23 protein-coding genes are annotated in these 17,525 nt (G+C 65.9%); 18 read left to right on the forward strand and 5 right to left on the reverse strand.

The window, feature by feature from the left end; genetic code table 11:
- The 4 genes from AB1781_09530 to AB1781_09545 all read right to left on the reverse strand — a co-directional run bounded on the left by AB1781_09530 (window position 1) and on the right by AB1781_09545 (window position 2,514).
- Window positions 1-252, reverse strand: coding sequence for a type II toxin-antitoxin system Phd/YefM family antitoxin (locus AB1781_09530; GenBank protein ID MEW5704805.1), 252 nt, complete (start codon window positions 250-252; stop codon window positions 1-3).
- A gap of 77 nt (window positions 253-329) precedes the next feature.
- Complete coding sequence (locus AB1781_09535) at window positions 330-737, reverse strand: hypothetical protein (GenBank protein MEW5704806.1); 408 nt, start codon at window positions 735-737, stop codon at window positions 330-332.
- A complete protein-coding gene (locus tag AB1781_09540) occupies window positions 734-2,065 on the reverse strand; it encodes a recombinase family protein (GenBank protein ID MEW5704807.1) in 1,332 nt (443 codons plus the stop codon). The genes AB1781_09535 and AB1781_09540 overlap by 4 nt, the downstream gene beginning before the upstream one ends.
- Complete coding sequence (locus tag AB1781_09545) at window positions 2,062-2,514, reverse strand: DUF2924 domain-containing protein (protein ID MEW5704808.1); 453 nt, start codon at window positions 2,512-2,514, stop codon at window positions 2,062-2,064. Before AB1781_09545 ends, AB1781_09540 begins: the two co-directional genes overlap by 4 nt.
- A 351-nt stretch (window positions 2,515-2,865) precedes the next feature.
- Here AB1781_09545 and AB1781_09550 point away from each other — a divergent pair, with 351 nt between their 5' ends.
- Both AB1781_09550 and AB1781_09555 read left to right on the forward strand, forming a co-directional pair.
- A complete protein-coding gene (locus AB1781_09550) occupies window positions 2,866-4,113 on the forward strand; it encodes a hypothetical protein (protein MEW5704809.1) in 1,248 nt (415 codons plus the stop codon).
- The gene (locus AB1781_09555; GenBank protein ID MEW5704810.1) at window positions 4,073-5,053 is read left to right on the forward strand and encodes a hypothetical protein; all 981 of its coding nucleotides are present in this window, start codon (window positions 4,073-4,075) and stop codon (window positions 5,051-5,053) included. The genes AB1781_09550 and AB1781_09555 overlap by 41 nt, the downstream gene beginning before the upstream one ends.
- 32 nt (window positions 5,054-5,085) lie before the next feature.
- On the opposite strand, the gene AB1781_09560 is transcribed toward AB1781_09555, so the two are convergent.
- The gene (locus AB1781_09560) at window positions 5,086-5,499 is read right to left on the reverse strand and encodes a helix-turn-helix domain-containing protein (protein ID MEW5704811.1); all 414 of its coding nucleotides are present in this window, start codon (window positions 5,497-5,499) and stop codon (window positions 5,086-5,088) included.
- A 76-nt stretch (window positions 5,500-5,575) separates the two neighbouring features.
- Between AB1781_09560 and AB1781_09565 the strand changes: the two genes are divergently transcribed.
- The 16 genes from AB1781_09565 to AB1781_09640 all read left to right on the forward strand — a co-directional run bounded on the left by AB1781_09565 (window position 5,576) and on the right by AB1781_09640 (window position 17,495).
- Complete coding sequence (locus AB1781_09565) at window positions 5,576-5,971, forward strand: mercuric transporter MerT family protein (protein ID MEW5704812.1); 396 nt, start codon at window positions 5,576-5,578, stop codon at window positions 5,969-5,971.
- A 12-nt stretch (window positions 5,972-5,983) separates the two neighbouring features.
- Complete coding sequence (locus tag AB1781_09570) at window positions 5,984-6,316, forward strand: heavy metal-associated domain-containing protein (protein ID MEW5704813.1); 333 nt, start codon at window positions 5,984-5,986, stop codon at window positions 6,314-6,316.
- A gap of 4 nt (window positions 6,317-6,320) precedes the next feature.
- Window positions 6,321-6,569, forward strand: coding sequence for a mercury resistance system transport protein MerF (gene merF / locus AB1781_09575; GenBank protein ID MEW5704814.1), 249 nt, complete (start codon window positions 6,321-6,323; stop codon window positions 6,567-6,569).
- Window position 6,570: 1 nt separating this feature from the next.
- Window positions 6,571-7,998 (forward strand): mercury(II) reductase, encoded by a 1,428-nt coding sequence (gene merA, locus AB1781_09580; protein MEW5704815.1) that lies wholly within the window; start codon window positions 6,571-6,573, stop codon window positions 7,996-7,998.
- A 187-nt stretch (window positions 7,999-8,185) separates the two neighbouring features.
- Window positions 8,186-8,761, forward strand: coding sequence for a hypothetical protein (locus tag AB1781_09585; GenBank protein ID MEW5704816.1), 576 nt, complete (start codon window positions 8,186-8,188; stop codon window positions 8,759-8,761).
- Between the two features lie 34 nt (window positions 8,762-8,795).
- The gene (locus AB1781_09590; protein MEW5704817.1) at window positions 8,796-9,137 is read left to right on the forward strand and encodes a hypothetical protein; all 342 of its coding nucleotides are present in this window, start codon (window positions 8,796-8,798) and stop codon (window positions 9,135-9,137) included.
- Window positions 9,137-9,631 carry a hypothetical protein gene (locus AB1781_09595; protein ID MEW5704818.1) on the forward strand — a complete coding sequence of 165 codons (495 nt, stop codon included), beginning with the start codon at window positions 9,137-9,139 and terminating at the stop codon, window positions 9,629-9,631. Before AB1781_09590 ends, AB1781_09595 begins: the two co-directional genes overlap by 1 nt.
- Window positions 9,628-9,927, forward strand: a complete 300-nt coding sequence (locus AB1781_09600; protein MEW5704819.1) for a hypothetical protein — start codon at window positions 9,628-9,630, stop codon at window positions 9,925-9,927. The genes AB1781_09595 and AB1781_09600 overlap by 4 nt, the downstream gene beginning before the upstream one ends.
- Window positions 9,927-10,760, forward strand: a complete 834-nt coding sequence (locus AB1781_09605; GenBank protein ID MEW5704820.1) for an ATP-binding protein — start codon at window positions 9,927-9,929, stop codon at window positions 10,758-10,760. Before AB1781_09600 ends, AB1781_09605 begins: the two co-directional genes overlap by 1 nt.
- 6 nt (window positions 10,761-10,766) lie before the next feature.
- A complete protein-coding gene (locus tag AB1781_09610; protein ID MEW5704821.1) occupies window positions 10,767-11,507 on the forward strand; it encodes a hypothetical protein in 741 nt (246 codons plus the stop codon).
- A 5-nt stretch (window positions 11,508-11,512) separates the two neighbouring features.
- Window positions 11,513-11,740 (forward strand): hypothetical protein, encoded by a 228-nt coding sequence (locus AB1781_09615; protein MEW5704822.1) that lies wholly within the window; start codon window positions 11,513-11,515, stop codon window positions 11,738-11,740.
- Between the two features lie 140 nt (window positions 11,741-11,880).
- On the forward strand, window positions 11,881-12,096 hold the full coding sequence (locus AB1781_09620; GenBank protein ID MEW5704823.1) for a DUF6511 domain-containing protein: 216 nt from the start codon (window positions 11,881-11,883) through the stop codon (window positions 12,094-12,096).
- Window positions 12,097-12,111: 15 nt separating this feature from the next.
- On the forward strand, window positions 12,112-12,531 hold the full coding sequence (locus AB1781_09625) for an HNH endonuclease signature motif containing protein (protein ID MEW5704824.1): 420 nt from the start codon (window positions 12,112-12,114) through the stop codon (window positions 12,529-12,531).
- Window positions 12,528-13,298: a hypothetical protein gene (locus AB1781_09630; GenBank protein ID MEW5704825.1), complete on the forward strand. Its 771-nt coding sequence runs from the start codon at window positions 12,528-12,530 to the stop codon at window positions 13,296-13,298. Before AB1781_09625 ends, AB1781_09630 begins: the two co-directional genes overlap by 4 nt.
- Window positions 13,295-14,575 carry an ATP-dependent RecD-like DNA helicase gene (locus AB1781_09635; protein MEW5704826.1) on the forward strand — a complete coding sequence of 427 codons (1,281 nt, stop codon included), beginning with the start codon at window positions 13,295-13,297 and terminating at the stop codon, window positions 14,573-14,575. Before AB1781_09630 ends, AB1781_09635 begins: the two co-directional genes overlap by 4 nt.
- Window positions 14,568-17,495: a toprim domain-containing protein gene (locus tag AB1781_09640; protein ID MEW5704827.1), complete on the forward strand. Its 2,928-nt coding sequence runs from the start codon at window positions 14,568-14,570 to the stop codon at window positions 17,493-17,495. Before AB1781_09635 ends, AB1781_09640 begins: the two co-directional genes overlap by 8 nt.
- The last annotated feature ends 30 nt before the right edge of the window (window positions 17,496-17,525 follow it).

A 17,525-nucleotide genomic window follows, 5' to 3' on the forward strand; every position in this document is an offset into this window, starting at 1 on the left:
TTAGATCACCTTTTTCGACGGCTTGCTGGACCGCTTCTGTTTCGACAGCAACTTCTTGTCCCCCTCAGGCTCTTTGAGCTTTGAAGCCGACAGCTTCGTGCCCGTCTTGCCGGAGAGGCGCTCATACTCTTCGACAGCGATAACCACGACGACGGATCGCCCATACTTTTCGATGGCGACGGGCTCGGCCCTTGCCAGATCGATCAGCCGGCCGAATCCGTTCTTGGCGTCGCGCGCCGACATGCGATGCATGAATCACCCCCGACCAGTTGGAGCTACTTTAGCCAACAATCTGGCGGCTGGATAGGGCGGAAATCGAGCTCGGGAGGTCAGGAAAGGTCGATATAGCGCCTCTGCTTGGCCCATTCGGACGGAAGCGGCCCCAGAAGCGCGCCGAGCTGCAATCCAGCTGGCTGCCTCCCATCAAGGATCGCCTCAACGATGTCCGGGGCCAGCAGGGTCAGGCGCAGAACCCGGCACAGGTAGGACTGGTTGATCTTCTCCGCTTCGGCCAGTTCGGTCACCGAGGCGAATCGGCCGCTCTCCATGAGGCGCTTCCAGCGGTGGGCCCGGGCGATCGCCTTGATCATGGTGTTGTCGACGCGCGGGCGCGGCTGGCCCCAACATGCTCCGTCGGGCATCACCACCTGCTTGCGCCCGCCACGCTTCCGGAGGGTCAGAGGCACACGGACCGTCAGCGTGCGCCCGTGATCGGTGGTGGCGTCACCGGCTCTCATGCTGCCCTCCGCGGATCGTCGGCCATGCCGCCAAGCTCATGAACCAGACGGGCCAGCCCATCGACGCGGAGGCGGATGTCCACGCCCTCCTGTCCAACCTCGACGCGCTCGACCAGCAGCTGGACGACGCGCGCCTGCTCGGCCGGGAACAGCTCGTCCCACAGGGGGTCCAGCCCTTCCAAGGCTTCCCTGACCTCAGCCTCGGACAGACCATCGATCTCGGGTCGTGCCGATCGCCATGTGCCGACGATCACCTCCGGGGCGCGAAGGAGGCCGCGCAGCTGGTCGACCACGGCGCCCTCGATCTCGGCGGCGGGTACGCGCCCCACCGGGCAGGCATCCGCGCCGCGTTTCAGAACGGACTGACTGACGTAGTAGCGGTAGAGCTTGTCGCCGCGCCGCGTGTGCGTCGGCGTCATGGCGCAGCCGGTCGGCCCGAAGATGAGGCCCTTCAGAAGAGCCGGGGTCGCGGCCCGTGTCCGGCCCGCGCGCATCCTCGGGCTCTCGCGCAGGATTCCGTGCACCTTGTCCCACAAGGCGCGCGTGATGATGGCTTCGTGCTCGCCGGGATAGGCCGTGCCCTTGTGCACGGCGTCACCGATATAAACCCGGTTGTTGATCAGCTTGTAGAGAAACCCCTTGTCGACGAGCCGACCGCGCCGCGTCCGCACGCCCTCGGCCGCGAGCGCCCGGGCCAACGCGGTCGCCGAACCGACCTCGACGAAGCGCTCGAAGATCATCCGGACCGTCGCGGCCTCGGCATCATTGATCACCAGCTTGCGGTCCCTGACCTCGTAGCCGAGCGGCACGAAGCCGCCCATCCACATGCCGCGTTTGCGCGAGGCGGCGATCTTGTCGCGGATGCGCTCGCCGATCACCTCGCGCTCGAACTGGGCGAAGCTGAGCAGGATGTTGAGCGTAAGCCGCCCCATGGACGTCGTGGTGTTGAACGACTGGGTCACGCTGACGAAGGTGACCCCGCCGCGATCGAACACCTCGACCAGCTTGGCGAAATCCATCAGCGAGCGGCTGAGCCGGTCGATCTTGTAGACGACGACCACGTCGATCCGGCCGTCCTCAATGTCGGCGAGCAGGCGCTTCAGCGCCGGCCGGTCGAGCGTCCCGCCCGAGAAGCCGCCGTCATCATAGGACTCAGGATAGAGCACCCAGCCTTCGGCCTTCTGGCTGGCGATATAGGCCTCACAAGCCTCGCGCTGGGCGTCGAGGCTGTTGAATTCCATCTCCAGCCCTTCTTCCGTCGACTTGCGGGTATAGACCGCGCAGCGCAGCTTGCGGATGGGTTTGGCGGATGCGGGCGATTTCGTCATGCTTGGCCTCGCCGGTTCTTGAGGCCGAAAAAGACCCAACCGTTCCAGCGCGTGCCGGTGATGGCGCGCGCGATGGCGGAGAGCGAGCGGTAAGGGCGCCCCTGCCATTCATAACCGTCGTTCAGCACCGTGACGGTGTGCTCGACGCCCTGCCATTCGCGGATCAGCCGCGTGCCGGCGATCGGCTTGTCGTCGGCGCGGATCCGGCGCAGCACGATGTTGCCGCCGTCGAGCTGCTCGCCCAGAGCTTCGAGGCGTTCGACGGTCGCCGGTTTCAAACCACCATGGGCCAGCTCTTGGATTCGGTAGGCGAGCCGGCTTTCGAGGAAGCGCCGATTGTAAGGTGGTGCCTCCGTGTCGAAAAGTTCGCGCCACTGCTTCTTGAGGTCGGGCGTCGGCGTGGTCTTCAACGCGGCTAGCCGAGCCAGGATGGTGTCCGTCATGGTCATGCGTCTCCTTTGCAAATTGGAGTTCCATGACCGCTCCGGTCGGGCGGGAAGTGAAGGCAACTTTCTCCGCGGTCGCCAGATACTTGCCTTGACTGGCGTGCTTTGAGCCGAACCAGCCCGCGCGCAAGAATCCTGCAGACCTCCCCGATTCGCTCGTCCGGCGTCATATGCCCGGGGTGGATCGGGTTCGGCATGTCCATCGCAGAGATCACCTAAGGGATTGGATTCCCTTGGCCTCTACTCACGGTGCGGACGATCCGTCCCAAGGCGATGGCTTTTGAATCGACTCCGCTAGGCATTTGCGATAAGAACGTAAGATGAACAAATGCGAGGCAATTATGGGCGGCTGAGATGGCTAAGAACCTGAAGAAATTCGTCAATCCCAAGTTTACCCGAACCGTCGACCTCGGCCTGTTGGGCCGCCTGTTCGAGCGCCACAGCGATGCCCTGAACGGGCTGGACCTTGGGGTCTTCAGGGGCGAGGCCGCGCAGGACGAGGCACGAAGCGCCGTCCAGGATTTCTTCGCGGGGCCGGAAGAGAACTATCCGGAAGGGCTCGTCGCCGACCTGCACCGGATCGCGGAGATCGGCAACGCGGCAGGCCTCGACATCATCCTTCAGCAGGCCGCACGGCTCGGGATACGCGTGACACCCGAAGCGAAGGGTGACGAGCCGGAGGCTCACCAGGATCCCAAGCACGTCGCCTTGCGCGTCTTCCTCGAACATCCCGATGTCTTTGACGCCGCGTCGGACATGATGGCGCTCATGGCGCGCACGTCGCTCGCCGAGTTCGTGGGCCGCGACGAAGGCGTCGAGGCGATCATGGATGATCGCGCAAAGGCCGAGTTTGAAACCGCCGCCGCCGCGATGTTCGAGCAGGATCTCCGCAGCAACTATTGCCGCGCCGGCTGGTATGACGATGCCGACGAGCTCGTCCTGGTGATCGAGCACGGATCTCCGATCACCACGACCGATGTCCTGCAAAAGGACCAGAAGCGCGTAATCAGCTTCCGCGCCGCCGAACACGCGGTGCTGTCCTACAACTCCACGACGGGGCTGTTGAAGATCGGCGGCGTCGCCAAGGCGCGCCGCGCCGACCTCGCGGAACTGTTCGCCGGCAAGATTCTGGGCAAGCCCGAATTCTTCGCCGGCGACGACGCGCAGAACCTCTACACGCTCGACCCGGTGCAGCGCGCGGGCTTCGGCTTCGCGTTCAACCATGACTTCGATCCGGGCATCCATCGGGTCCAGATCACCGAGGTCCAGGTCGACCGCGTCGGCGCCGATCCGAAGACCGGCGAGACACGAACCTTCTACTCCTATGTTGCGCGCGACGGACGCGACAATGCCCTGGCCAGATTGGGCGAGATGATGCGGGACGCTCGTCTCGGGTCGGATTGGCGCCTCAACCACATCGTCATCCGCGTTCATTTTGCGACCGGCGGCAAGTCGGCGAAGAAGGTGACCGTCAAGCTGAAACCGCCGGCACACGCCATGTTCAAGCGTCAGCAGTTCGAGGGCCGGATCATGACGCTCCTTCGCCGCAACGGACTGCTCAATGACCGAGACGCTGCCCAGGCTGCTGTTGCGGCTGAGTGAGGCGGGCGATCCCGCAATTCTATGGGGCCGACAGGCGGCGCCTCATGCCGGGCGCGATTTCGAGCGGCTGCTCGATCGGGGCGTCCTGGTCGAGCAGGCGCCGGCAACGGAATGGGATGTGTGCCCAGCCTGTGATTGCGGTCTCGACGCGCGGCTTGTCCAGCAGGTCAATGGGCAACATATCGCGGTTTGCCCGACGGACCGGCACAGCGACGTCATTCTCGGCGATGACGACCTGCGGAGCTTTCGGATTCATCCCTCCGCACTGGTCCGCGAAATCGTCATGGCGTCCGGGTTCGGAGGCGAGCCGACGCCGGTCGCGGCGGGTGTCTGGCATCTGGGGGAAACATCGAATCAGCGGGCGCTGTTCCTCGCACTGTCGCAGGATGCAGTGCTTCAACCGGGATTGATCGGCCTGATGCGTTCGGTCGCCCGGTCGGTGCCCATCACGGTTATCGCGCCGGCGATGGCTGCGGATGACCAGGCGCGTCTGGTCGACGCGGGGCTTCATCTTGTGTCTGGATTGGATTGCATTGCTTGCGATGGAGCGGCATCTGGATTCGCCATCGATCAGTCCAAACTAGAGTCGCGACCGAGCCTGGCGCCCCGATTGGTAATTCGGCGTACCGCCAAGACCGTATCTCTCGACGGAATGCCGAAGACACTTTCCGACCAAGAGTTTCAGCTCTTGGTCCTTCTGGCGGAACATGCATTGAAGTCGCCCGCCATCGTCGAGAATCGTGCGATCGAGGCGCACATCTGGGGAGCGAGCATCCATAGGATTTCGTCGCAGGTGCGCGAGCCCGTGCGCGCGCTTCGGGATGCGCTGGCTCACGGCAGCGCGGATGCCACGTCCGTACGCGCATTGATTGAGAATCGGCGAAATCCAAACGGCTATCGATTGGCCATCGAACCGGATGAGATTGCCATTACCGACTAACAAACAGGCGTTGCCATACACCTATCCGATGTTCAGCCCGATAGTGCCTCCAATACCGGACACTCAGGCACCTGCTCGCCGGAACACTGGGCCGCCGTCGTCGCCAGCACCTTCTCGATTCGCTTCAGGTCGGCAATCTTCGTGCGCACCTCGGCGAGATGTCGCTCGGTCCGTTCCTTCACCTCCGAGCAGGTATGAGTGCCGCCATCGACAAGCGCGAGCAGGCCGCGGATTTCCTCAATGGAGAAGCCAAGCTCCCGCGCCCGCAGAATGAAACGCAGCCGCGCCACATGCGTCTCGTCATAGACGCGGTAGCCAGACGCCGTGCGCGGCGGCTCCGGCATCATATCGATCTTCTCGTAGTAGCGGATTGTTTCCAGGTTGCAGCCCGTACGCCGAGCCAGCGCCGCGCGCTTCAGTACCCTCCCGGTAACGTGATTGGTCATGTCATCGATAATCCTTGAGCCTGTAGTCACTACAGACCTTATCTTCAAATCAGAACGAAGGCGAGGACCACGACGCATGAACTCAACGCGAACGGAAACCCAGGCGCTGCAAGGCGACAGCGAGGCGAACAACCGGAGAGGCTGGTTCGCCGCTGGCGGCGTCATCGGCGGCGTCCTGGCCTCGACCTGCTGCATCGCGCCGCTGGTGCTGCTGACGCTGGGAATCTCTGGCGCCTGGATCGGCACGCTCACGGCGCTGGAGCCCTACAAGCCGTACTTCGCCGTCGTGGCGCTCATCTTCATTGGGCTTGGCTTCCGGCAAGTCTACTTCAAGGCGAAGCGTGTCTGCGTGGACGGCTCCTACTGCGCCAAACCCCAATCCGCTCTCATCACCAAGACCGCTCTCTGGATCGCGACCGTGTTGGTCGTTCTAGCGCTGACGATCGACTGGTGGGCGCCGTTTTTCTACTAAGGAGAATCCGACATGAAACGACCACTTATCCTCGCCGCCACACTGCTTGCCGTGGGCGGGCTCGGCGCTCTGGGCCTGACGGCGATCCCATCCGTTTCCGCTCAAACCGCAGCCATTCAGATCGCCGCCGCACAATCGGCGACATTCGCGGTGGAGAACATGACCTGCGCGCTCTGCCCGGTCACGGTGAAAAAGGCCATGGAGAAGGTGACCGGCGTGCAGTCGGTTCAGATCGATTTCGCCGCCAGAACGGCGACCGTCGTCTTCGACCCGGCCGTGACGTCCGTTGAAGCCATAGCCGCCGCTTCGGCCGACGCAGGCTATCCGGCGGAGGTCAGAGGCTGAACTGATGAAGGATGCGACCATCGTCAAAACGGGCATCGTCGGCTCTGTCATCGCCGCCATCTGCTGCGCAACGCCGGTTCTAGTGATCGCGCTTGGCGCTGTCGGGCTGTCCGCCTGGCTCGGCTGGATCGATTATGTGCTGCTGCCAACGCTCGCAGTCTTTCTGGCCATGACGGTTTATGGACTCTGGCAGAGGCAACGTGCGGCAGCCTGTTGCGCAAACGAAACGCAAACCACCAAGGAAAGCGCCTGACATGGCCGATTGCTGCACGACTGACGGAAAGAAGAACACCTACGACCTCGCCGTCATCGGTGCGGGCTCGGCAGGCTTTTCAGCGGCCATCACTGCGGCTGAGCACGGGGCGAGCGTCGCCCTGATCGGCCACGGCACCATCGGCGGGACCTGCGTCAATGTCGGCTGCGTGCCGTCGAAGACCATGATCCGCGCCGCCGAGGCTCTGCACGGCGCGCGGGCGGCGGGGCGGTTTCCGGGGATTTCCGGCGAAGCAACAGTGAACGACTGGCGCAGCCTGATCGCCGCCAAGGACGACCTCGTCTCGACGCTGCGGCAGAAGAAGTACGCCGACCTGCTGCCCGAGTACGACGGGATTACCTATTTGGAGGGCGCGGCGCGATTGAACGGCGCCGGCGTCCTCGTCGAAGGCGGCCCTGTCGCCGCCGACAAGATCATCATCGCCACGGGCGGACGACCTGCCGTGCCGCCGATTCCCGGCATCGAGACCGTGGCCTACCTGACCAGCACGACACTGCTGGAACTGGAGAAGCTGCCCAGGAGCCTGATCGTCATCGGCGGCGGGTATATCGGCGCGGAGCTTGCCCAGATGATGGCGCGCATGGGCGTTGCGGTCACCGTCGTCTGTCGCTCCCGTCTGTTGCCGCAGGTGGAGCCAGAAGTCTCCGACGCGCTGGCTGCGGCCTTTCGCGCCGAAGGCATCACGCTCCATTGCGGCATCACCTACGATGCCTGCCGCGAGGATGAAACCGGCGTCACGGTGTGCGTCGAGGAGGACGGCGATCTCGTCGAACTGACGGCGGAGCGCCTTCTGGTGGCGACGGGCCGCGCCCCCAACACCGAGCAGCTCGGCATCAAGGAGGCGGGTATCGAGCAGGACCGCCGCGGCGCCGTCGTCGTCGATGATCACATGCGCACGTCCCGGCCGGGCGTCTACGCCGCGGGCGACGTGACGAACCGCGACCAGTTCGTCTACATGGCCGCTTTTGGGGCAAAGTTGGCTGCCCTCAATGCTCTCAACGGCGACAGCTTGCGTTACGACAATGCCGCCATGCCCTGGGTGGTATTTACTGATCCTCAGGTGGCGGGGGTCGGCCTCGGCGAGGTCGCGGCCAGAGAAGCGGGCTTTGAGGTCAAGACCTTGGTCCTCCCGCTCGACCAGGTGCCGCGTGCGCTGGCCGCCCGCGACACACGCGGGCTCATCAAGCTGGTGGCAGATGCGAAGAGCGACCGCTTGCTCGGCGGCCAGATCCTTGCACCCGAGGGCGCAGACAGCATTCAGACGCTGGCCATGGCGGTCAAGTTCGGCATGACCGCAAAGGCACTGGGCGAGACGATCTTCCCGTACCTGACCACGGTCGAGGGGCTGAAGCTCGCTGCCCAGACCTTCGATAAGGATGTAGCCAAGCTTTCCTGCTGTGCCGGGTGACTGCCGCAACAGCGAAATGTTCAAGGCGCGAACATTATTGATGCGTCGAGTCATCGAGATAGGCCGCACCTGACGCAGCCAACAAACCCACATTCTACCCACGTACTCCCCACGCCCCGCACACCTATCGGATCGGCGGCTTCGGCAGGCTTGAGGTCATCAACAGCGATGACCCGAGGCCATACCGATGCACTCTTCGATTTCCCGAGACGACCTTCAGATCCTTCTTCATGAGGCGGACATTGCCGCCCGCCGTCTGGTGCGCCAGCTGCGGCTTCCCCGTGCTGATCTCGACGATGTCCGCCAGGACCTGCTTGTCGACCTGATCGCGCGTCTTCCCGCCTACGACGCTGATCGCGGCACGCTCGGCGCCTTTGCCGGCGCCATCCTCGCCAACAGGGCGACGCGCATCGCCAACAAGGTGAAGCGGGAGCGCCGGATGTATGGCGCGACGCCGATCTCGCTCGATGAGGTCATTCCCGAGAGCGACGGGCTGACCCGCGGCGACCTCATCGCCGAAGCCGACGGGCTGTCAGCACTCTTCGGCCAGCCCGTCGATGTATTCGCCACCGCCGAGGAGCGTCTCGATGTCGAGCGCGGTCTTGGCTCGCTCGAACCCGCAGACGGCGCTCTCTGCGCAGCCCTTTCCCGCACCACCGTCGATCGCCTCGCCGCGAGCGGGCATGGCGCCCGCAGCAGCCTCTACCGCCGCGTCAAGGACATCCGCCTCGCCCTGACGGCGATCGGCGTCCGGGCCGCGTGAGACGGTTCGGCGAGCGCGTGAGTAGGAGCCCATCATGAACGTCATTGCATCCAGATTCCCCGCTGTCCGGAACCCGCTCACCGAGGTTGAACTCTGTGGCTGGATCGGCCAGGCCGCGCCCGGCGACATCCTCGAATATCACCGTGGTTTCCTCGCGCTCGACACCATGCCGCAGGGCACGCGCCTTGCCGAACGGGAGCGCGCGGAACTCGCCCGCGTCGCGCGCCGCGCCTGGTGGGCGGCCGAGCGCGGACTGATCCATCTCGTGCAGCGTCGCCACCGGTCGGACGATTACAGCTATCTCGCCATCGCCCGCCCGAAGCCGAAGCAGGCCTCGGTCTCGCTGTCCTCGCTTCTGCTGGCGGAGGTGGCGTGATGGCATCTGATCGCAACAACCGCCCCAGCCTCGACGACATCCGCACCATGCCGGTCGGCGAGATCGCAAAGCTTCCGGCGGAGCATCTGGCGCTGCTCCAGGAGGATGCCGACGCCGCCCTGGATGCCGCCAAGCGGCTCAAGGAGTGGCTCGAAGGTGCGATCGCGCTTCGCTACGCCGACGCGGCAGCGACGGTGCGCCGGGCCGAGGGCAAGGACACCGGCCTCGTCCGTTTCGAGGACGGCGCCGTCGTCGTCGCTGCCGATCTCCCGAAGAAGGTCGACTGGGACCAATCGCTGCTCGCCGCACTCGTCGAGCGCATCCGTGCGAGCGGGGAGAACCCGACCGATTACGTCGACATCGGCTTCAAGGTCCCCGAACGCAAATACACCGCCTGGCCCGCCGCCATCCGCGAGGCCTTCGCCGCCGCCCGCACGGTGCGGACCGCCAAACCCACCTTCCGTCTCACCATCAAGTCCGAGGATGCCCGATGACCAGCTCTGCTGCCCTGACCGAGATCCGCAAGCGCCACTACGCGCTCGAAGCGCTGCCCGACACCATCGTCATCCCGGTGCTCGGCGAGATCCGCCGCGAGCAGGTGGTCAAGCCGATCGAGGACGCCACGCTCGACGATATCGCCTTCGCCTTGCTGGGCGTCGAAGCCGAGTTCAGCGCGGTCGGCGACCGCCTTCACGCCTTGCGCAAACTCTATGGTCTTGCCCGGCAGGCGGGTGCCCGCGGAAGCGAGTGCGCTCTTGATATGGCGTCACGCGACGCTGGAGGCCGCTGATGGCGCTGCGCATCGTCAGCGCCGACGAACGGCTGTCCGCGGCCGGCGCCAAGACCACCATGGCGATCTTCGGTCCGAGCGGTGTCGGCAAGACGTCCTTGCTGAAATCGCTGCCGCCGGCCGAGACGCTCTGCATCGACCTCGAGGCAGGCATGAAGTCCGTCCAGGACTGGCGCGGCGACAGCATTCCGGTGCGCACCTTCGCCGATGCCCTCGACATCGGCTGTCTCGTCGGCGGGGTCAATCCGTCGGCCGACCCGAGCGGCTTCTTCTCCGAGGCGCATTACCAGCATCTCAGGGAAAGCTATCCGGATCTCGTTCAGATGATCGCGGGCAAGCGCATCATCTTCGTCGACTCGATCACCGACCTCACGCGCCAGGCCATGGCCTGGGCGAAGACCCGGCCCGAGGCCTTCTCCGACAAGACCGGCAAACCCGACACCCGCGGCGCCTACGGGCTGCTCGCCCGCGAAGTCATCGGCCTGCTCAAGCATCTGCAGCACGCCTCCGGAAAGACCGTGATCTTCGTCGGCATCCTTGAGCGCGTCACCGACGAGTTTAACCGCACGACCTGGCAGCCGCAGATGGAAGGCGGCAAGGCCGGCCGCGAGCTTCCCGGCATCGTCGATCAGGTCATCACCATGAGCCTGTTCGCGCGCGACGGGGACGGCTGGCGGCATGAGCCCGAGCGCGGCGAAGACCGCCGCCTCGTCTGCCGCGCCGGCAATCCCTTCGGCCTGCCGGCGAAGGATCGCAGCGGCCGTCTCGATGTCACCGAGCCGCCCGACCTCGGCGCGCTGCTCTCCAAGATCAACGCAACCCCGAAAGGATGACGAGCCATGAGCTTCGACATGAACGACGCCGAGCCGCAGAAGAGCGGCGAACTGATCCCCGACGGCACCTTCGCCAAGGTCACCATGACCATCCGGCCGGGCGGGACAGACGGCCAGAGCGAGATCGACCGGGGGCTGCTCAAGGCCTCGAACGCGCCCGGCAGCGACGTGCTGATGGTGGATGCCGAGTTCACCGTCGCGGAGGGCCCTCACGTCCGACGCAAGTTCTGGCAGATGTTCACCGTCTCCGGCGGCAAGGTCGACGAGCAGGGTGTCTCGATCGGCTGGAAGATCTCGAAGGCCAGCTTCCGCGCGATGATCGACAGCGCGCTCGGGCTCGATCCGCAGGACATGAGCGAGGCGGCGAAGGCGAAGCGAATCCTGCGCGGTCTGGCCGACCTCAACGGCATCACCTTCGTCGCCAAGATCAAGGTCGAGCCCAGCGACGACCCGCGCTACGGCGACAGCAACAAGCTCGACCGTGTGGTTCTGCCGAGCGAGCCGGAATGGCGGAAGGTGATGGACGGCGAGGTCCTGGCGCCGAGCCCCAGCACCCGCGCGCGGCCGAAGGCTGCATCGCCCGCATCGCCCGCATCGCCCGCAGCTCCGGCCTGGGGGCAGCCCGCCGCATCGCCGCCTGCGAGCGCTGCCCCGGCCTGGAGCCGGCCGGCACAGCCGGGCACGGCCCCGGCAGCCGCACCTGCAGCGACGCCGGCCCCGAGTGGCCCGGCCTGGCTCAACACCTGACCGTCATGACGGCCGATGAGTGGCAGGCGCACGTCACGCGCGAGGCAGCGAAGGCGATGGGACAATGGCTCGAAGGACGCGGAAGGCTTCACCAGCCCATCGCCGCTCTCACGCTCCCCGAACTGGAAGCCATGGCGGCGAACGCGATCGCGCGGTTCATCGTCCTGGCCTCACACCGGATCAAGGATCAGCCGGACGACGCAGAGGACCTGACCCGGCTCTTGCTCGGGTAGCCGTCTGCGCCGTCTGCGGACGCGAGGCGCGGGGCTTCGGCTACGTCCACCAGCTGCGCTGGGACCGCTTTCCTTACCACCGCTTCTGCTCGATGCGCTGCCTCGATGTCGGCGCGGCGCTCGCCAACAGGAACAACGGGATGATCGACAAGACCGACATGGAGACCCGAGCGATCAAGGAGGCGCGCCGGTTTTTCGCCGAGACGCTCACCGAGCTCGACCTGATGGCGCCGTTCTACGACCGGAAGCCGGAAGAGATCGATCGCATCATCGAAGCCTGCGTCGACGGGTTTCAGGAATCGATGCAGCGCCAGGCAGCCGCCCGCGACCCGCTCGACGATCCCTTGCCCCTTTAGAGACGACGAATAGCCATGACCAATGGAGAAATCTGGAGAGATATTCCGTCCCTGCCTCGCGTTCTCGCCAGCAATGAGGGACGTATCATGCTGGTCCCTTATCGTGGCGCGATGCCGCGTGGTGGGCAGCGCCCCTATGGTGGAACGCCGACCTTTGGCGTTTGGAACAAGGCCGATGGGCGTTTTATCGTCACGATTGGCGACCGCACCTACAAGGTCGCCCGGCTGGTAGCCGAGGCATTCCATGGCGGCCCGCCCTTCGAGGGCGCCGTGGTCATGCACCTCGATGAGAACGCAGCCAATAATCGCGCTGACAATCTGCGCTGGGGCACGCAGCAGGAGAATCTCAACGCACCGGGATTCCTGGATTACTGCCGTTCGCGCACCGGAGACCAGCACCCCGCTGCCAAGGCCCGGGCGAGGTCGCGCCCATGATCGTCGATCTCAACCACGGCTCCGGCTTCGTCTATGGCCGCATCGGCCACGCGATCGGCGTGTCCGATAGAGTTAATGCGCTGATCGATGTGGCGCTCGTCGCACGCAATCGGCGGCAGCAGCCGCGCGACTATCTCGGCGGCAGCCGGATCGGCGAGCCCTGCGCGCGCAAGCTCGTCTACGAGGTGACCCATACGCCCAAGGATGAGGGACGGGATTTCGATGGCGCGATCCTGCGCATCTTCGACGCCGGCCACCAGTTCGAGACGCTCTCCATCAGCTGGCTGCGCGGCGCGGGCTTCGACCTTCGCACCGAGCGCGCCGACGGCGGACAATTCGGATTCGAGGCGGCGGGCGGCAAACTGCGCGGCCACATCGACGGCGTGATCGTCGCCGGCCCCGACGTCGGTCTGCGCTGGCCCGTGCTCTGGGAGCACAAGGCGCTCAACGCCAAATCCTGGAACGACCTGGTCAAGCGTGGCTTGTGCGCCTCCAAGCCGGTCTACTTCGCGCAGGTCCAGCTCTACATGGGCTATCTGGAGCTGGAGACCGCCCTCGTCACGGCGCTCAACAAGGACACCGAGGCGCTCCACCACGAGGCGGTCGGGTTCGATCCGCCCTGCGCGCAGGCGCTGTCCGACAAGGCCGTCGATATCCTGCGCGCCGCGGAAGCCGGCGAACTCCCACCGCGGATCGCCGCAGCCCAGGACTTCTATCTCTGCCGCATGTGCGCCTATGCGGAGCGCTGCTGGGAGGGCGAGCGATGAGCTTCATCCCGTCTCCGCAGCAGGCGGCGGCAATCGCCGCGATCGAGGACTGGTTTCGGCGCCGCACGCGCGAACAGCAGGTGTTCCGCCTGTTCGGTTACGCAGGAACGGGCAAGACAACCATCACCCGCCATGCAATCGGCGAGCTCGGTCTCGAACCGATGGATCGCACGGGTGGCGCGGGCGGCGTGCTCTATGCCGCCTTCACCGGCAAGGCGGCCCTCGTGATGACCCGGAAGGGAACGCCGGCCTCGACGATTCATAGCCTGATCTACAAGGTCTCCGAGGCGACACCGGAAGAAATCGAGCGCGTCACCCGCGAGTTGGAGACGCTGCGCAAAGGCTTGCGCAGCATGGGACCGGCAGAGCGCTCCTTCGCCGAGACCCAGATCCGCCGCCTCGAGCTCCGGCTCGCCGATATCCATCAGCCCCGTTTCATTCTGAACGAGCAGTCGTTGGTCCGCGACGCCGACCTGATTGTGCTCGACGAAGTCTCCATGGTCGGCGCCGAGATGGCGAGCGATCTGCTTGCCTTCGGCAAACCGATCCTCGTGCTCGGCGACCCCGGCCAGTTGCCACCGATCAAGGGCGACGGCGCCTTCACAGACGCCGATCCCGACGTGATGCTGACCGATATCCATCGCCAGGCCGAGACCAGCGCGATCATCCGCCTCGCGACGCTCGCGCGGCAAAGCATGCCCATTCCCTACGGCGAGCACGACGACTTCGTCTGGAAGATGCGGCGCTCCGACATCGGCCCGCATCAATTTCTCAAGGGCGGTCAGGTGATCTGCGGCCGCAACGCGACGCGGCTCTTTCTGAACACCGCGATGAAACAGGCGGCCGGCTTTCCGTACGCTTACCCGCGCGGGCTCGGCGAGAAGATCATCTGCCTCAAGAACCGGCACGATCTCGGTCTCGTCAACGGCATGTTCCTCGACCTGTCGGACATCCGCGACGAAAGCCCGCTCGCCTTCAGCGCATCGGTGCGGACGGAGGACGGAGCGAGCGTTCCCGGCCGCCAGCGGTTCTACAAGGGGCATTTCGACGACCACGTCGCCTACGACGCCGAGCGCCTGCGCCGTGATTGGCGTGACATGCGGGGGCTTGTCGAGAGCGTCTGGGGCTACGCCATCACCTGCCACAAGGCCCAAGGGTCGCAGTGGGAGAACGTGATCGTCTACGACGACGGTCTTGGGCGGACCGCCGAGGACCGCGCCCGCTGGCTCTACACCGCCATCACGCGCGCGGAGCAAGGGCTGGTGATCCTTGATTGACTTCAACGACATCGCACCCGCCAGAACGCCTGCGGTCCATTACGATCTCGACGCCATCGTGGCTGGCCTGCGTGACAGGACCGGCGCCTGGGTGCCGCAGCACTTTCCGAACGGTCGGCGCAACGGCGACGAGTGGCGTCTCGCCAACATCAATGGCGCTGCGCCGCGAAAGAACGGTTCCTGCGTGATCACGCTCAGAGGCGAGCACGCCGGCGACTGGATCGACTTCGACGGCGGCCAGGGCGGCGGACCGCTCAGCACGCTGGAACAGGCGACCGGCCTCAAGGGCCGCGACCTTTTCGCCTATGCCGCCGATCTGGTCGGATGGTCGGCCGCGGCGCCAGCCAGGCGCGAACCCTCGGCGGCTTCCGCGAAGCCGGAGAAAGACCCTGCGCGAGAAATCGAGATCATCCTCTCGCGGGCCCTCCCGATCGCCGGCACACCGGGTGAGGCCTATCTGCGCGCACGAGGACTGACGGTCCCGCCACCGTCCGACCTCCTGTTCCATCCGGATCTCGCGCATTGGGATACGAGGACCGGGTTCCCGGCCATCGTCGGGCTGGTTCGCGACCGCGCCGGCAGCGTGGTTGCCCTGCACCGCATCTACCTGCGCCCGGATGGGGCGGCGAAAGCCGAGGTCGAAAAGCCGAAGAAGATGCTGGGCCGGGTCGGCGGCGGCGCCGTGCGCCTGGCGCCGATCGCCGACGATGCTGTCCTTGGTCTCAGCGAAGGCATCGAGACGGCGCTCGCCGTGATGACGGCCTGCCCGGGCATGGCGGTATGGGCAACGCTCTCGGCCACCAATCTCGAACAGGTCGTCCTGCCGCCGGAGGCCCGGCGTGTCATTCTGCTCGCCGACCACGATGCGTCGGGCGCTGGCCTTCGTGCGGCCGAGGCGGCGGCGCGGCGGCTCCTCGCGGAAGGCCGCAGCGTCGCTATCGCCCTGCCGCGAGTGGAAGGCGAGGATTTTAACGACGTTCTGCTGCGCGACGGCGCGGATGCGGTCCGTCAGATCATCAACGCGGCCGAGCCGTGTGCAGTGGCGGATGGCACGGATGCGCAGGATGGCGCCCGAAACCGTCCGATCGGCTTCGTCGAGCCGCCGGGCCGCTTGCCGCAACTGCGCGCCGATGAGGGCGATCTCGCCCGCGCCCACGCACGCAGCTGGAGTCTGCTGCTCGCGTCGAACAGGACGCCCTGGCTCTTTCGCAGCGGCGGCATGCCGACCTGGGCCGTGCATGACGATGACGGCCTGCCCATGGCCCGGCCCGTCACGGAAGAGCGCCTGCGCCACATGCTGGCCAAGCTCGCCGATTGGCGGCGTCTGGCGCGCAATGGCGATCTCGTTCCCGCGCATCCGCCGACGCCGCTCATCAAGTCACTGCTGGCGACGCCCGATCCCGGCCTGCCGGTCCTGGCGGGGATCGTCACCACGCCGGTCTTCGGCCGCAACGGCGCGCTCCTGACCGAGCCCGGCTACCACCCCGATGCCCGGCTGCTCTACCAGCCGACACCGGGCTTTGCCGTGCCGCAAGTTCCGGAGCGCCCGTCGCCGGCGGAGATCGCGACGGCGCGCAGTCTCATCATCGACGACATGCTGGGCGAGTTCCCCTTCACTAGCCACGCGGAGCGGGCACATGCGGTGGCGTTGCTGCTGCTTGGCTTCCTGCGGGCGATGATCGACGCGCCCACGCCGCTCCACCTGATCGAGAAGCCGACGCCCGGCACCGGCGCGACGCTGATGGTCGACGCAATCGCGACCGTGCTCACCGGCGTCAGCGCCTCCGTGATGACCGAGGGCCGCGACGACGAAGAGTGGCGCAAGCGGCTGACCGCCAAGCTGCGTCAGATTCCCTCGATCGTGCTCATCGACAATCTGCGTCACCCGCTCGACTCCTCGGCGCTTGCGGCAGCGCTCACCGCGCCCTTCTGGGAGGACCGCATTCTCGGGGCGTCTGAGATGACGCGATTGCCGATCCGCTGCGTCTGGATCGCGACCGGCAACAATCCCGAATTCTCCAACGAGATGGCGCGCCGCATCGTGCGCATCCGCCTCGACGCCCGCGTTGATCAACCCTGGCGGCGCGAGGGGTTCCGCCACCCCGATCTCATGAGCTGGGTCCGCGCCAACCGGCCGCGCCTCGTCACGGCCTGCCTCACGCTCTGCCGGGCCTGGATCGCCTCCGGCCGTCCACGGGGCGCGCGCATGATCGGCAGCTACGAGAGCTGGTCGCGCATCATGGGCGGCGTCCTCGAGGTCGCCGGGATCGAAGGGTTTCTCGCCAATCTCGACGAGATGCTCGCTGCCGCCGATGGCGAGGGCGCGATCTGGCGCAGTTTCATCGGCGCCTGGTGGGACCGCTTCGGGACCGCGGAGGTCGGCACCAGCGATCTCTATGAGGTGGCGTTGGCCTGCGAGCCGCCGCTGCCGCTGGGCGCCGGGGGCGACCGGTCACAGCGCACACGGCTCGGCAAGGCGCTCGCCCGCATGCGCGACCGGGTCTTCGATATCGACGGCCGCAAGATGCGCGTGCGCACGCTGGGCGTCTCCCATCAGGCCAAGCGCTGGCAGCTCACGATCGAAGGGGAACGTGGGGAACGTTTTCCGCAAGGTGTCGCGGCATCGGGCGGGGAACGTTGCGCCGAAAAGGGGAACGTCGAAATCCAACGTTCCCCGGCACAACCCATTGAAACAAAAGGCTCCGGGGAACGTGGGGAACATGGGGAACGTTTTTCGACACTAACGCATGTGCGCGGCTGCGCCCACGCGATGGAGGATGGGGAAAAACGTTCCCCACCTTCGTCACCTTCCCAAAGCGCTTGTTTCTCAACGGCTTGCACCGGGGAACATGCGGGGGAACATCGCTCGCCACGTTCCCCGAACGGCGCAGCGCCGGACTGGCTCAAGGAGGTGCTCTGATGGGCATGCTCCGTCAACTCGGCCGTCTTC

It is taken from the genome of Pseudomonadota bacterium, from assembly GCA_040752895.1.
In the GTDB taxonomy this organism is placed as follows: Bacteria; Pseudomonadota; Alphaproteobacteria.

Coding starts and splice junctions, on each gene's coding strand:
- AB1781_09565 (MEW5704812.1), top strand. CDS start 5,576: ATGAACTCAACGCGAACGGAAACCCAGGCGCTGCAAGGCGACAGCGAG.
- AB1781_09570 (MEW5704813.1), top strand. CDS start 5,984: ATGAAACGACCACTTATCCTCGCCGCCACACTGCTTGCCGTGGGCGGG.
- AB1781_09560 (MEW5704811.1), bottom strand. CDS start 5,499: ATGACCAATCACGTTACCGGGAGGGTACTGAAGCGCGCGGCGCTGGCT.
- AB1781_09585 (MEW5704816.1), top strand. CDS start 8,186: ATGCACTCTTCGATTTCCCGAGACGACCTTCAGATCCTTCTTCATGAG.
- AB1781_09590 (MEW5704817.1), top strand. CDS start 8,796: ATGAACGTCATTGCATCCAGATTCCCCGCTGTCCGGAACCCGCTCACC.
- AB1781_09550 (MEW5704809.1), top strand. CDS start 2,866: ATGGCTAAGAACCTGAAGAAATTCGTCAATCCCAAGTTTACCCGAACC.
- AB1781_09605 (MEW5704820.1), top strand. CDS start 9,927: ATGGCGCTGCGCATCGTCAGCGCCGACGAACGGCTGTCCGCGGCCGGC.
- AB1781_09540 (MEW5704807.1), bottom strand. CDS start 2,065: ATGACGAAATCGCCCGCATCCGCCAAACCCATCCGCAAGCTGCGCTGC.
- AB1781_09600 (MEW5704819.1), top strand. CDS start 9,628: ATGACCAGCTCTGCTGCCCTGACCGAGATCCGCAAGCGCCACTACGCG.
- merA (MEW5704815.1), top strand. CDS start 6,571: ATGGCCGATTGCTGCACGACTGACGGAAAGAAGAACACCTACGACCTC.
- AB1781_09615 (MEW5704822.1), top strand. CDS start 11,513: ATGACGGCCGATGAGTGGCAGGCGCACGTCACGCGCGAGGCAGCGAAG.
- AB1781_09545 (MEW5704808.1), bottom strand. CDS start 2,514: ATGACCATGACGGACACCATCCTGGCTCGGCTAGCCGCGTTGAAGACC.
- AB1781_09535 (MEW5704806.1), bottom strand. CDS start 737: ATGAGAGCCGGTGACGCCACCACCGATCACGGGCGCACGCTGACGGTC.
- AB1781_09530 (MEW5704805.1), bottom strand. CDS start 252: ATGCATCGCATGTCGGCGCGCGACGCCAAGAACGGATTCGGCCGGCTG.
- AB1781_09635 (MEW5704826.1), top strand. CDS start 13,295: ATGAGCTTCATCCCGTCTCCGCAGCAGGCGGCGGCAATCGCCGCGATC.
- AB1781_09555 (MEW5704810.1), top strand. CDS start 4,073: ATGACCGAGACGCTGCCCAGGCTGCTGTTGCGGCTGAGTGAGGCGGGC.
- merF (MEW5704814.1), top strand. CDS start 6,321: ATGAAGGATGCGACCATCGTCAAAACGGGCATCGTCGGCTCTGTCATC.
- AB1781_09630 (MEW5704825.1), top strand. CDS start 12,528: ATGATCGTCGATCTCAACCACGGCTCCGGCTTCGTCTATGGCCGCATC.
- AB1781_09620 (MEW5704823.1), top strand. CDS start 11,881: ATGATCGACAAGACCGACATGGAGACCCGAGCGATCAAGGAGGCGCGC.
- AB1781_09625 (MEW5704824.1), top strand. CDS start 12,112: ATGACCAATGGAGAAATCTGGAGAGATATTCCGTCCCTGCCTCGCGTT.
- AB1781_09610 (MEW5704821.1), top strand. CDS start 10,767: ATGAGCTTCGACATGAACGACGCCGAGCCGCAGAAGAGCGGCGAACTG.
- AB1781_09595 (MEW5704818.1), top strand. CDS start 9,137: ATGGCATCTGATCGCAACAACCGCCCCAGCCTCGACGACATCCGCACC.